The organism is Nocardia alni (genome assembly GCF_019038435.1).
In the GTDB taxonomy this organism is placed as follows: Bacteria; Actinomycetota; Actinomycetes; order Mycobacteriales; family Mycobacteriaceae; genus Nocardia; species Nocardia alni.
This window is the reverse complement of record NZ_JAGPOX010000077.1, coordinates 1-13,276: the sequence shown is the minus strand read 5'-3', so window position 1 is coordinate 13,276 and position 13,276 is coordinate 1. Positions and strand designations below refer to the sequence as shown.

General features: G+C 68.3%; 11 protein-coding genes. 5 read left to right on the top strand and 6 right to left on the bottom strand.

What is annotated here, in order from left to right; all coding sequences use genetic code 11:
• The first annotated feature begins 22 nt into the window (after window positions 1–22).
• The gene (locus JZ791_RS26185) at window positions 23–1,369 is read left to right on the top strand and encodes a family 1 glycosylhydrolase (RefSeq protein WP_308163101.1); all 1,347 of its coding nucleotides are present in this window, start codon (window positions 23–25) and stop codon (window positions 1,367–1,369) included.
• Window positions 1,370–1,435: 66 nt separating this feature from the next.
• On the opposite strand, the gene JZ791_RS26180 is transcribed toward JZ791_RS26185, so the two are convergent.
• The 4 genes from JZ791_RS26180 to JZ791_RS26165 form a co-directional block, all read right to left on the bottom strand.
• Window positions 1,436–2,497, bottom strand: coding sequence for an alpha/beta hydrolase (locus JZ791_RS26180; RefSeq protein WP_308163100.1), 1,062 nt, complete (start codon window positions 2,495–2,497; stop codon window positions 1,436–1,438).
• A gap of 122 nt (window positions 2,498–2,619) precedes the next feature.
• The gene (gene lexA / locus JZ791_RS26175; protein WP_216897885.1) at window positions 2,620–3,279 is read right to left on the bottom strand and encodes a transcriptional repressor LexA; all 660 of its coding nucleotides are present in this window, start codon (window positions 3,277–3,279) and stop codon (window positions 2,620–2,622) included.
• Between the two features lie 59 nt (window positions 3,280–3,338).
• Complete coding sequence (locus JZ791_RS26170; protein ID WP_216897884.1) at window positions 3,339–5,141, bottom strand: LCP family protein; 1,803 nt, start codon at window positions 5,139–5,141, stop codon at window positions 3,339–3,341.
• A 156-nt stretch (window positions 5,142–5,297) separates the two neighbouring features.
• Window positions 5,298–6,002 (bottom strand): TetR/AcrR family transcriptional regulator, encoded by a 705-nt coding sequence (locus tag JZ791_RS26165; RefSeq protein ID WP_216897883.1) that lies wholly within the window; start codon window positions 6,000–6,002, stop codon window positions 5,298–5,300.
• Between the two features lie 167 nt (window positions 6,003–6,169).
• Between JZ791_RS26165 and JZ791_RS26160 the strand changes: the two genes are divergently transcribed.
• Window positions 6,170–7,891 carry a GMC oxidoreductase gene (locus JZ791_RS26160; protein ID WP_216897882.1) on the top strand — a complete coding sequence of 574 codons (1,722 nt, stop codon included), beginning with the start codon at window positions 6,170–6,172 and terminating at the stop codon, window positions 7,889–7,891.
• A gap of 189 nt (window positions 7,892–8,080) precedes the next feature.
• Here JZ791_RS26160 and JZ791_RS26155 read toward each other — a convergent pair whose 3' ends face one another.
• The gene (locus JZ791_RS26155) at window positions 8,081–9,172 is read right to left on the bottom strand and encodes a TerD family protein (protein ID WP_216897881.1); all 1,092 of its coding nucleotides are present in this window, start codon (window positions 9,170–9,172) and stop codon (window positions 8,081–8,083) included.
• Window positions 9,173–9,406: 234 nt separating this feature from the next.
• On the opposite strand from JZ791_RS26155, the gene JZ791_RS26150 reads away from it, so the two are divergent.
• Window positions 9,407–9,925 carry a DUF2599 domain-containing protein gene (locus tag JZ791_RS26150; RefSeq protein ID WP_216897880.1) on the top strand — a complete coding sequence of 173 codons (519 nt, stop codon included), beginning with the start codon at window positions 9,407–9,409 and terminating at the stop codon, window positions 9,923–9,925.
• A 16-nt stretch (window positions 9,926–9,941) separates the two neighbouring features.
• Here the strand turns inward: JZ791_RS26150 and JZ791_RS26145 are convergent, their stop codons facing one another.
• The gene (locus tag JZ791_RS26145; RefSeq protein ID WP_216897879.1) at window positions 9,942–10,364 is read right to left on the bottom strand and encodes a pyridoxamine 5'-phosphate oxidase family protein; all 423 of its coding nucleotides are present in this window, start codon (window positions 10,362–10,364) and stop codon (window positions 9,942–9,944) included.
• Between the two features lie 406 nt (window positions 10,365–10,770).
• Between JZ791_RS26145 and JZ791_RS26140 the strand changes: the two genes are divergently transcribed.
• Window positions 10,771–12,015, top strand: a complete 1,245-nt coding sequence (locus JZ791_RS26140; protein WP_308163099.1) for an aminotransferase class V-fold PLP-dependent enzyme — start codon at window positions 10,771–10,773, stop codon at window positions 12,013–12,015.
• Window positions 12,012–13,253, top strand: coding sequence for a heavy-metal-associated domain-containing protein (locus JZ791_RS47340; RefSeq protein WP_254206319.1), 1,242 nt, complete (start codon window positions 12,012–12,014; stop codon window positions 13,251–13,253). The genes JZ791_RS26140 and JZ791_RS47340 overlap by 4 nt, the downstream gene beginning before the upstream one ends.
• Window positions 13,254–13,276: the final 23 nt, after the last annotated feature.

Here is a 13,276-nt window from a genome sequence, read left to right as displayed (position 1 = left end):
ATTCAGCAGCTACGCTCGTGTGGTGCGACAGTCGACTCGCCGTCAGGTCCTCTCCGCCGGAACCGCCGCCGCCGCGGCACTGTTCACCTCCGGCCTGTCCGCGCGGCCGGGAACGGTATCCGCCGCGACGCCACCCGGGCCGCCCGGCGGAGTTCCCGCGCTCGGCGGTGACTTCCTCTGGGGCGTGGCCTCATCCGGATTTCAGACCGAAGGCAGTGCGCCGAACAGCAATTGGACCCGGTACATCGGCTCGGGCAAGGCCGACCCCTACCTCCAGTCGGTGCGGTTCTGGGACCTCTACCGCGACGATATCGGCCGAGCCGCGCAGTTGGGTGTCAAGGTGTACCGCATCAGCATCGAATGGGCGCGGGTGCAACCGAATCCGAACGGCTGGAACGAGCAGGCGTTCCTGGGCTACGACCGCGTGGTCGACGCCATCGTCGCCGCCGGCATGCGCCCGATGCTCACCCTGGACCACTGGGTGTATCCCGGCTGGGCCGCCGCGCGCGGCGGCTGGCGCAGTCCGTCCATGGTGTCGGACTGGCTGACCAACGCCCGGAAGGTGGTAAGCCGCTACGCATCCCGCAATCCACTCTGGGTGACGGTCAACGAACCGCTGGCCTATATCGGCGCCGAACTGCGGATCGGCGCGCTGCGCCCGGACCAGTCGCCGATGATGCGCGATCGGCTGGCCCAGGCGCACAACCAGATCTACGACACCATCCACCAGATCCAGCCCGGCGCGATGGTGACCAGCAATCTCGGCTATGTGCCCGCCGACGAGACGAAGGTGAACCAGCCGTTCGTGGACCGGGTCGCCGACAAACTCGACTTCCTGGGCGTGGACTACTATTTCGGCCCCGACCCGGGCACCACCGCCGCGGGCAGTTCGGCGGGCGCGCCCGGCATGTGGCAGCTGCCGTTGCAGACCGAGGGCATCTACTACGCACTGCGCCACTACGCCCGGCTGTTCCCGAACAAGCCGCTGTACGTGGTCGAGAACGGTATGCCGACCCAGAACGGCCTGCCCAGGGCCGACGGCTACACCCGCGCGGATCATCTGCGCGACACCGTCTACTGGCTCCAGCGTGCCAAGGCCGACGGCATGAACATCATCGGCTACAACTACTGGAGCCTGACCGACAACTACGAATGGGGCAGCTACGCACCGCGTTTCGGCCTCTACACGGTCAACGCGACCCTGGACCCCACCCTCACCCGCATCCCCACCGACGCGGTCGCCGCATACACCACCCTGATCCGCGCGGGCGGCGTTCCCGCCCACTACCGCCCCACCCGCGCACCCGTCCGCTGCTCCCGGGTCGACCCGCCATCCAGCTGCGACTCACCGGTCGCGTTGGCGCCCTGACGTTTAACGAATGAGGGGCCCCGCCGGGATTCCGGCGGGGCCCCTCATTCGTTCAACGCTGGGCGCTCAGGCGGGCAGGCCCAGCCCCTTGGCCAGGACCGGCCAGGACTTCAGCAGGTCGTCGTGCCAGTAGCCCCAGGAATGGGTGCCGGTGGGGGTGAAATCGTAGGTGGCGGGGATGCCGATCTTGTTCAGCTTGGCCTGCAGGTTGTGGCTGCACTGGTTGACCGCGGCCTCGATGACGCCACCGATGACCAGTTGGTCGGCCAGGCCGTAGGCGCCAGGGATGGTGTACTGGCCGTTCAGGGTGTCCCATTTGCCGGGCAGGCCCGAGCCGGCGGAGATGAACAGGTTCAGCCCGCGCAGCTGATCGGCGTGCACATACGGATCGTGCTCGGCCCACAGTGGGTCGTTCTCCGGCCCGTACATGTTCAGGGTGTTGCCGCCACCCCACGTCTGCACGGCAAGATTCACGTACCGGTAGCCGATCGGGTCACTGATCTGCGCGCATCCGCTGTAGGCGGCGACGGACTTGTACAGGCCCTTCGCGGCGATGGCCAGCTCCAGCACCGTGGTGCCCGAGGTGGACAGGCCCGCGATCGCGTTGACCCCGTTGGCGCCCAGCACGCCGTTGACGACCGGCGGCAGCTCCTGGGTCAGGAACGTCTGCCACTTGTTCACGCCCAGATGCGGGTCGGTGGCACGCCAGTCGGCGTAGTAGCTCCAGGCGCCGCCGACCGGCTGGACCACGTTGACGTTCTTGGCGGCGAGGAATTTCAGCGCGTCGGGAGCCTGCGCGTCCCAACTGGCATCATCGACACCGCCACCGGCGCCGTTGAGCAGGTACAGCGTCGGGCGCGGCGCCGACGTGTCGGCGGGCCGCTGCACCTCGACCTCGACGGGCTGGTTCATCGCCGTGGAGAACACCTCGAGCTTCAGGTGCTGGCCGTCCACGACCTTGATGCTGAACAACTTCGAACCGTCGGACGCGACCGGGTTGGCCAACGCCTTACCCGAGGCGACAACCGGGTCCGTCGCGGCCGTGGCCGGACCGGCCACCACTATGCTCGACAGCCCAGCGAAAAGGGCCGCGGCAGCAGCCGTTGCGATCCGAATCGCGCGTCCCACGTATAACCTCCGTTAACCCGACCCAGGTTCATCCTGCGAACTCTCGACGCGAACTGTAGTTCACCGGGCTATCGAATGGCGAACCAGTAATGTTTCACACCCATTCCCGACCGGTGAAAATGTCATATTCTCCGCATAACCGACACGACTTTGCCGAGAACCGCGGCCGCATCGCCGTCGATCACCTCGTAGGCCGGATTACGCGGCTCCAGATACACGTGACCGCCGCGGCGGCGGAACACCTTCACCGTGGCCTCGCCGTCGATCATCGCGGCCACGATCTCCCCCGTCTGCGCCTCGGCCTGCCGGCGCACCACGACGATATCGCCGTCGCAGATCGCTGCGTCGATCATCGAATCGCCGCGCACCCGCAGCCCGAACACCTCTCCGCGCCCGACCAGCTGCCGCGACAGGGTCAACATGTCGTCGGCGTTCTCCTCGGCCAGAATCGGCGCGCCCGCCGCGATATCGCCGACCACGGGCACCGCGACCGAATCCGAATCCCGCTGCGACTCACCGGACGTGCCGCGCAGGAACAGCCGCACATCGATCGGCCGCGACACCGTCTCGCCGCGCCGCAGAAAACCCCGATCCTCCAGGGCCTTCAGATGTTTGGAGACCGTAGAGACCGAGCGCAGCCCCACCGCCTGCCCGATCTCCCGGGTGCTCGGCGAATATCCGTGCCGCACGACCGAATCCCGGATCGCCGCCAGGATCCGCTGCTGGCGCGGCGGCAGGGTCGAGGTGTCGAGGTGCTCGAACGCATCGTCGTATCCGGTCACGCGGGAATACTAAACGGGCCGCCTGTGGGTTCACGCGCGGCCCGCCGCTGAAACGAAACCTAGTTCACGCAGGGGATGTCGGAGCCGATGCTGGTGGTGACCGGCTTACCGGAATCGGGCGGCGGGTCGCTGGTGGCGGCGACGGCCGCCGCGGTCGCGGGTGTGCTCGTCTCGGTGGTGGTGGACGTGCTGGACTCCTGACTCGAACCCAGCGTCCGCGGCATCGTGAAGTCGCTGCCCACAACGATTTTCACGTGCCCGTCGGAGACGTCGGTGGAGGCCGCGGTGGGCAGCCCGCCGAGCAGATCCGCGGCCTGGTCGGCGTCGGTGTCCGCGCCGGCGCCGTAGTAGACGACGGAGCTGGAACCGTCGGTGTAGGCGGCGTTGCCGACGTTCCCCTTGCTGAATCCCTTGGCCGCCAGCGCCGTCGACACCTTGCCCGCCACCCCGGTGGCCGCACCGGCGTTCACCACGTCGACGACGCTGGTGGGTGCGTTCTTAGGAGCGGTCGGCGCCTGCATGCCGAAGGCCTGGCGGACGGTCCGGCGGATCAGGGCAGTGTCGACGATGTTCACGTCCTGGCCGTCCCTGATGTCGTAGCTCTTGACCGGCAGCGTCTGGAACTGGATCGGCACCGATCCGGCACGGCCGAGCGTCTGGGCGAAGTCGAGCACGTTCCACCCCTGGGACAGCACGATATCGTTCTGCGCGTCGGTGATCAGCGACTGGAGTTTGCCGACGTCGGTGAGCGTGCCGGAGACCTTCAGCTGTTTGGCCACCGAGGTCAGGAACGCCTGCTGGCGATGGGTGCGGTCCAGGTCGCCGTTGTCCAGCTGGTGGCGCTGGCGCACGAACGACAGCGCCTGGGCGGCGTTGAGGTGCTGGCGTCCGGCGGGGAAGACAGCGCCGGAGAAGTACGAGTCGTCGACCGCGTGGTTCAGGCAGACATCCACCCCGCCCAGCGTGTCGGCCAGATCGTAGAACCCGACGAGCGAGACCTCCGCGAACCGGTTGATCGGAACGCCGGTGAGCGCCTTGACATTCTGGATGATGGATTCGCGCCCGGCCTCCCGGCCCTGCCGCTCGAGTTCGACCGGATCCTTCACGCCCTGCGCGGCGAGTTTGTCCTCGGCCGCGGCCTTCTTCAGCCCGTACGCCTGCTTGATCTTGGTGTGGTCGTAGCCCGGGATACCGGTGACCGGCACGTAGTCGTCGCGCGGAATGGAGAACGCGGTGATCTTCTTCAGATCCTTCGGAATATGCACCAGGATCAGGGAATTGGCGTTGTAGCCGCCCTCCTCGCCGTCCCCGGCGTGCAGCAGCGCCAGTTTCTTCTTCGGCAGCGGGTCGCCGTTCTGGTCGTTGCGGGTGTCCAGGCCGATGAGCAGGATGTTCATATCGCCGTCCAAGGCCGCGGCGTCCTGTTCGCTGATCGCGTTCGAGCGGGTGAAGCCGTTGTTGACGCTCAGCTCGGTGTAGTAGGCGAATCCGGTGCCCAGGACCACGACGACGGCGATGGTCGCGGCGGCGATCCGGCCCGCGATCCACAGCGGGCGCCGGCGGGTGGCGGCCTCCGTCCGCGCCTGTTCACGGCGGGCCCGGCGACTCGGGCGAGCGGGTTGCGCCGATTCGGCGGGCTGCACGAGCTGGGCCGGGACGTATCGATCCGTCGGGAGATTCGCGATGTCGGCCGACGCCGAGTCCTCGGCCACGACCGAGATCGTGGGGCTGAACGTCGCGGTCTCGGCCGCGGTCGGCAGCAGGCGGGTCGCGCTGCCCGCACTCTCCGGCGCCGCCACATCCTCGAGGCGCGGGAGGGGGTCGGGATCCACCACCGGGATCGGTTCGGTTTCGTCGTTCATCTCGCCGTTGTGTCTCACATCACAGTGCCGTGGAAACGCTGGAACCGCTGCATCGGATGCCGACGGCGAGATCCGACGTCGGGTCTGGAGACCATCTTGCCCGACCGGGGTGCCGAATACCCAATCCCCCCACCCTCATTGCGCGGGCAGAGCGGGCTACCGGGACGAAAAGCCCAGCATCCTGGTGAGATTGTGCAGTTGGAATTCGAACACCTCGGCGCTGTCGGTGAAGGTGTCGGCGCCGAACTGGTCGAACACCTCCGCGCTCACCGCGCCGATCAGGGCCGTCCACACCGAAATCGCCCGCGCCAGCACCCAATCCGGCATCGTGATGCCCGCTTCGTCGCGGATGCGGTCGAAATCCGCGCTCATCCCCGGCGATACGGCCGGCACCGGGTCGGGTGTGGTGAGAGCACCGGTCCGGTAGGCCGTTTCGACCAGGTACATGATCACGCCCATCACCCGGGTTCCCGGAGCCACGGTCTGCTCGGCGGGTGCGTGGTAACCGGGAACGGGTGTGCCGTACAGCAATCCGTAGCGGGCCGGCTCGGTCACGGCCCATTCCCGCAGCGCGCGGCACACCACCCGCAGGCGCTCGGCCGGTTCCTCGGGCGCGGCGGCCAGCGCGGCGTCCACCGCGTCCCCCAGTTCGGAGTAGCCGTCGATGACCAGCATGGTCAGCAGTTCGTCCCGGCTGCTGACGTACCGGTACACCGCCGAGGACACCACCCCCAGATCCCGGGCCACCGCACGCAGCGACAGCGCCGCCGCACCGTGAACCGCCAGGTGCTCACGGCCGATACGGACAATATCCTCCATGGTGCGAGCGCGTGCGCGGGCCCGCGGCGTAGTTCCGGTCATCCTTCCACCATGCCACAGCGAGAGCGCTGCACACAAACATGACAACCGCTTCCATATTTTATTGCACACACTCTGCAACAACGGGAGCTACTGGGTAGTAGGATTACCCTACTCGGTAGTAAGGTTGCCCGTGTCACAGGCGACACAGACCCCTCGAGGAGCGACACATGACCCAGCGGGACACCGACTTCGACGTGCTCATCGTCGGTTCCGGATTCGGCGGCAGCGTCACCGCGCTGCGGCTGGTCGAGAAGGGCTACCGGGTCGGCGTGATCGAGGCCGGACGGCGCTTCACGGATGCCGAACTGCCGAAGAACAGCTGGGATCTCCGCAAATTCATCTGGGCGCCCGCACTGGGCTGCTTCGGCATCCAGCGCATCCACCTGCTGCGCGACGTGCTGATCCTCGGCGGCGCGGGCGTGGGCGGCGGCTCGCTCAACTACGCCAACACCCTCTATGTGCCGCCCGCGCCGTTCTTCGCCGACACGCAGTGGCGCGACATCACCGACTGGCACGACGAGCTGACCCCGTACTACGAGCAGGCCACCAAGATGCTCGGCGTGGTGCGCAATCCGCATATGACCCCCGCGGACGAGGTGTTCAAGCAGGTCGCCGAGGATATGGGCATCGAAGGCACGTTCGTGCAGACCCCGGTGGGCGTCTACTTCGGCGAGCCCGGCAAGACCGTCGCCGATCCGTACTTCGGCGGCGCGGGCCCCGAGCGCACCGGCTGCATCGAATGCGGCGAGTGCATGACCGGCTGCCGCCACGGCGCGAAGAACACCCTGGTCAAGAACTACCTGTACCTGGCCGAACAGGCCGGGGCGCAGATCTTCCCGCTCACCTCGGTGACCGCGACCCGCCCACAGGCCGACGGCACCTGGCAGGTCGACACCGAACGCACCGGCGCGTGGCTCGGCAAGTCCCGGCACTCGTACAGCGCCGCGCACGTGGTGCTGGCCGCCGGGACGCGCGGCACCCAGCAGCTGCTGTTCGCCATGCGCGACGCCGGGGTGCTGCCCGGCCTGTCGCCACGCCTGGGCGAGCTGACCCGCACCAACTCGGAATCGATCGTCGGCGCGGCCACGCGCACGGTGAATCCGGACCGCGACATGACCCGCGGCGTGGCGATCACCTCCTCGATCCACCCCACGCCCGACACTCATATCGAGCCGGTCCGCTACGGCAAGGGCTCCAATTCGATGGGACTGTTGCAGACGCTGATGGTCGACGGCGGCGGCAGCATCCCGCGCTGGCTACGTTTCCTGCTCGAGGTGCTCAAGCATCCGGTGAGCCTGCTATCGATGCTCACCGTGCGGAACTGGAGCGAGCGGACCATCATCACGCTGGTCATGCAGAACCTGGACAACTCGATCACCACGTTCACCAAGCGCGGCCTGTTCGGCAAGCGCGTGATGAGCTCGAAACAGGGCCACGGCGAACCGAATCCGACGTGGATCCCCGCGGGGAACGACGTGACGCGCCGGGTGGCCGAAAAGATCGGCGGCATCGCGGGCGGCAGCTGGGGCGAGGTGTTCAACATCCCGCTGACCGCGCACTTCCTGGGCGGCGCCCCCATCGGCACCGACGCCGAGCACGGGGTGATCGACCCGTACCACCGCGTGTACGGGTATCCGACGCTGAGCGTGGTGGACGGCGCGGCGGTCTCGGCGAACCTCGGGGTCAATCCGTCGCTGACGATCACCGCGCAGGCCGAGCGCGCCGCGGCGATGTGGCCGAACAAGGGCGAACAGGACACCCGCCCCGCCCTCGGCTCGGCGTATCAGCGCATCTCCCCTGTCGCACCGAACAATCCGGTCGTCCCGGCCGGGGCGCCCGCGGCTCTCGTGCTGCCGATCGTCCGCATCACCAGCCGCGACAGCGCCTGATCGCTCGGCGGTCACATCGCCCGACCCCGGGGTGCCGACGCCGCGCAGGCCGAGACCAGTTGCGGGCACGTGAGTCGGTAAGACGGCCGGTCACTGCGACATTCGGCCGCACACGCCAGCGATGGCACCTCATGCACCATTGCATCGCGCGCATGCTTGCACTCGATGCAACTATGCGCGGGATGCCATTCAGAGGTAGGGCGTGACCTGCTGAACGGCCTCGACCGGATGCCCGGCCTGGATGGGCGCGCCGATCGCGGCCAGGCGCCAGTGGCCTTCGTCGCGGGTCACCTTGGCCACGACCATGCCGGTATGCGCGCCGCCGGCGCGCAGGTTGCCCCGGGCCAGCTCGGCGCTCGTGCCGCCGTCGACCATGCGCCAGTAGGCGTTTCGAAGTCGTTCGAAGGTGTGCCCGGCGTACGAGGTGACCACGAACACCACCGCGCTGATCTGTTGCGGCAGCCGGGCCAGGTCGACGGTGATGACCTCGTCGTCACCCTGGCCCTCACCGGTGAGGTTGTCGCCGGAGTGCCGGACCGCGCCGTTGCGTGAGGACAGCTGCTGGAAGAACGCGGCGTCGACCAGGTTGTGCCCGATGAACAACAGCGCCGAGGCATCCAGGTCGATCTGGAGTTTGCGCGTCCCGCGCGGCCCCTGCACCCGGATCGGATCCCAGCCGAGCGCCATGTTCACCTTCGCCAGATCGCCCGGGCGGATATCGCGCAGCGAAACCTCCTGGCCCGGGTTCAGCACCGCGGGGCCCAGGTACTCCTGCTGCTCGCCCGCGGCGCCCACCCGCACGCCGTGCGCCGTCACCAGCTCGCTGAATCCGGCCGGATAGCCGTGCCCGAGCACGCGCAGCTGCCAGGCCGCGCCGACCCGGTCCAGATCGAAGGCGATCACGGTGGGTTCGCGATCCAGCCCGTCGATCACGTACTCGTACACCAGCCTTCCCCCGTCGCCCTCGAGGCGCACGATCGGCGGGTCGTAGTCGCCGAAATGGGTCTGCTGGTCCTCGAGGGTCAGTGCCACCCGCACGTGTTCGACGTCCGGGGGCAGCTGCCGCAACCCGATGGTCAGCCCCGGCGACTGCCCGGACACCAGGCGCACCCCGGGGCCGGCGGGCTGGTTGTAGAAGATGAGGTCACCCGCCCCACGCGCCCGTCCGGTCGCGTCGAGTAACAGCGCCGACACGTCGACCGGCTCACCGTGCTGAACGGATACGGTGAGATCCTCGACGGTGAGCTGGTCGATCTGTCCCTTGGTCAGCTGCGCGGCCACCCATCCCACTCTACGTGCCCCACACCGACATTCCGGGCAGGACAGGTCACGCGAAACCACACCGTCACGTCGCGAGGGCATCGGTGAATCCGCGTCGCGCACCGGCGAGTCGCAAGACCGACCGGCCGGTGCGGGAGAACGAAGGCACGCTCACCCTGCCGGATTCGCCGTGGTGGTGCGGCAGCGCGGTACCGTGGCGGGCGGATGCAAGGACGAGGCGGAGGGGTGTCCTGAATGGGGCCTGGCAACGGACGACTCGGTGCGGCAACGCTCATCGCGGCGACACTGGTGATCGGCGGGTGCGGCAAGGCCGAAAGATCCGCACCGGTGGCGGTCGGAACCGTGCCCTCGGCCTCGCATGTCGCCGCATCACCCACTGCACAGTCGCATCCCATGCAATCCACCACCGGCGCACCGGCGACCGACCCCTATCCGGGGCGCCCGCTCATCGACCACACGCAATGGACGAACGACCCCGACGGGCGACGGCTGCACGTAGTGCCCACCGATGCGGGCCGCAAAGACTGGTTCGGGCCCGCACTGAACCGAGCGTGGAGCGAAGTCCTCGCCGACGCCCCCGACGCCGACACCCCCGGCATGTTCGACCAGTTCAAGTGCCACTGGCAGTGGGCGCGACTGGTCGAGCCGAACAAACCCGACTGGAATCTCGAGCCATGGCGCCCGGCCGTCGGATATGACGCCACGGTCCAGGCTCTGTGCAACCCCGGCGGGCCCGACCCGGCCGGTAAGTAGCGCACGAGAACCGGAGTTACAGCGAGCCCAGGTCGGCCGAGAGCCAGTGCTCGGGGCGCATGTAGACCGCGGCCTGCTCGCCGTAGGACTCGGCTTGTTTCAGGTAGGCGGCGGCCTTGTCGGGCGGGAGGTAGCGGTGGACCATCGCCTCGTGCAGTGCGTCATCGACCGGGGTGACCCGGGTGATCGGGCCCTCGGCCGTGACGTACCGGACGGTCGGCTCGACCTGTTCGACCATCAGGCTGAACCGGCCCGCCGTCTCGAGCAAGGTCATCTTCTTCGAGGTGGGGCCGGTGATCAGCCAGAGTTCCCCGCCGGGGGTGTAGTCGTACCAGATCGGCACGGTGAGCGGGGCCCGCCCGGGCTCTCCCGTCACGGCGAGCGCCCCGATGTGCGGCAGGGCCAGAAACTGTTCGCGTTCTTGCCTGGTCAGCGCCATTGACTCACCGTACCTGTGAAAACCGTTGTCGGCGCGAACCTTCGAACGCGAGTCGAATTATGCGTATCGTGGATTGAGTCGGAGCGTACGAACCGAGGGAGCGTCGCGTTTGCGGTCATCTGCGTCGTGGTCGAATCCCGCTCCGCGACGTGGGGTGGGGGATTCCCCTGCGCCCGCGTCACACGCACTGCCTCCCGCCGGGGCGCGACCGGGCACAACACAGACGCCGGGCATATCGCGGACGCCGGGCACCGCTGAGCCGTGGCCGATCGAGTCTGGCGCGGGCGGCACCGCGGAGCCGTGGCCGATCGAGTCTGGCGCACGGCCGAATCCGGACACGACGGCACCCAGTCGGCACGCGGTATGGACCCCGGCGGCCGGGTCGGACGGTGCCGCGGCCGAACAGGTGCGCCTCTTGTTCCCCGCCCTGGCCGAGTCCTCGGAGGTGTACCTCGACAGCGCTTCCACGACACAGAAGCCCGCGGCGGTAATCGCGGCGGTGCAGGGGTATCTCGGGGCTCGGACGGCGAATTCCGGCCGGGGCACCTACTCGTGGGCAACACGGATCACCCGGGATATCGAGCAGGTACGCCGGCGAACCGCGGTGTTCGTCGGCGCGCACCCCGACGAGATCGTCTTCATGCCCGGCGCGACGGCCGGGCTCAACGCGGTGACTCTGTCCTGGGGGCTCGCGAACCTGCGAGATGGCGACGAGATCCTGTACAGCCCACGGGATCACGCCTCCACCGTGTATCCGTGGCTGCACCTGCGCGATATCCTCGCACGGTTCGGGAGACGGATTCGGTTGATCCCCTACCGGATCACCGAGCTGGGCGAGGCCGACACCGACGACATCGCCGCGAAGCTTTCCTCACGAACCCGGCTCATCGCGGTCGCACATCTGCATCACGTGTTCGGCGCGCTCAACACCCTGGAGGAACTGCGCGGGCGTCTGGATCCCGCTGTCCTGCTGTGCTTCGACTGCACCCAGAGCGGCGGCCACGTGCCGATCGACGTCGCCGAGCTGGGCGCGGATTTCGCGGTGCTGTCCGCGCACAAGATGTTCGGCGCGCCCGGCACCGGCGTGCTGTACTGCTCCCGCCGCGTACACGAGCGCCTGGATCCGTTCCTGCCCGGCGGCAATTCCGGCGTCGAGGCGAATTCCGTTGCCGATATGCCGGATTCGTCCCTGACGCCCGGTCCCATGCCCGAACGGCTGGAGGGCGGCACCCACAACATCCCGGGCATCCTCGCCCTCGGCGCGGCCCTGGATATGCTCGGGCAGATCGGTATCGCGGCGATCGCCGAGCACAACCGCCTGCTCACCCGGCAGCTGATCGACGGACTGCGCCCGCTGCCCGGCCTCGAGCTCTCCCCCGGACCCGCGCACGCGCCGTGCGATATCGGCTACGGCACCGTCACTTTCACCCTGCGGGGGATCGACTCCACCGATCTGGGGTTCGTTCTGGCCGATTCCGGATTCCTGGTGCGCACCGGCGCGCACTGTGTTCCACGGCCTTCCCCGGGCTCTGTCCCGCAGTCCGCCGATGACGATTCGGTGCGGGTCAGTACCCACATCTACAACACCGACGACGAAATCGACCGATTCGTCCGGTGTGTCGGCACGATCGCCAGGGAGGTCCGACCATGACCGTCAGCCCGCCGCAAGCACGGTACGACCGGCGCGCCGCGTCCCGGGTGCTGGCCGAGCTGGCCCGCCCGGGCCTGTTCGGCGCGGCCCGTATGCGTTCCACGACGCCCGTCGCCCTCGAGTACACCTGCGCCGCACTGCGTACCGAGCCCAACAGCCATCTCACGTTGTCACAGCGGTTGTATCTCGAGCGGTTCATGCGCCCGTGCCGCCCCGATCAGGTGAGCACCGCGACCCACCGCATCGCCTGGACCGACAGCGACGGCATCCCCAACACCGGGCATTATCACGCCCGCGGCCTCGGGCCGATCGTGCCCATCGCCATGCGCGAGGCGGTGCTCGTCCTGTGGCATGCCATCGATGCGGATACCGCGCTCAGCGACCGCATTTCGGTGATCTCCGACCGGGATCGCGGCGTCCTGGACGGCACCACCACCGACCACGACCCGATCGATATCTTCCGCGTCGGCGTCGAGGCCACCGGCCGCGCCCTGGCCCAGCACGCGCTGCTGGCCCGGTTCACCCCGTACCGCAGCCCGGACGAATTCGCCTCCGGCATGCGCGAATCCGGTATCTTCGCCGCGGTCGCCACCCGCTGGTTCTGGGAGCTGCAGGCATCCACCTACCGGCGCGGGATGATCCCGGCGACGGTCGTCACACAGCGTGACGGCACCATCCGCTACACCGCCGAGACCGTGGCCACGCTGCGAGCGATGAAGGACGCCACCATCTCCGAGGCGCATGCGGTGATGCGCCGGGCGACCACCCTCGAGGGCCTGTCGGTCGCCGCCGCGATCGAGAAGTACCACGACGAGCTCGACATCATCTCGCGCCAGTACGCGCTGCTGCCCCCCAGCACCCGCCCGGCCTGCCTGGCCGCCATGCCGCACCAACTCGACGGCGAGCACTACAGCATCCTGCCGGAGGTGGTGGACCGCTTCGTCGAGGAGTTCAAAGCCGCCCTCGCACGCCTCACGATCACCGAGATCCCCAACGACATCGATTCCGGCGCAATCGATCCCGACGGGACGATCGACGCCGAAGACCGCCAGTTCTACGTCCCCGACATGAGCTGCAAACACTGCGTCCGCACCATCACCGGAGTCCTGGAGTCCATGCGCATCCACGTACAGGACATCGACCTGCCCACCAAGCGCGTAGTAGCCGACTTCCGCAGCCCCCGCAACCGCCACCGCGCCTTCGAGGCCCTCCGAGACCTGTCTCTTATACACCTCTGACGCTGCCGACGAATAGCCTTGGT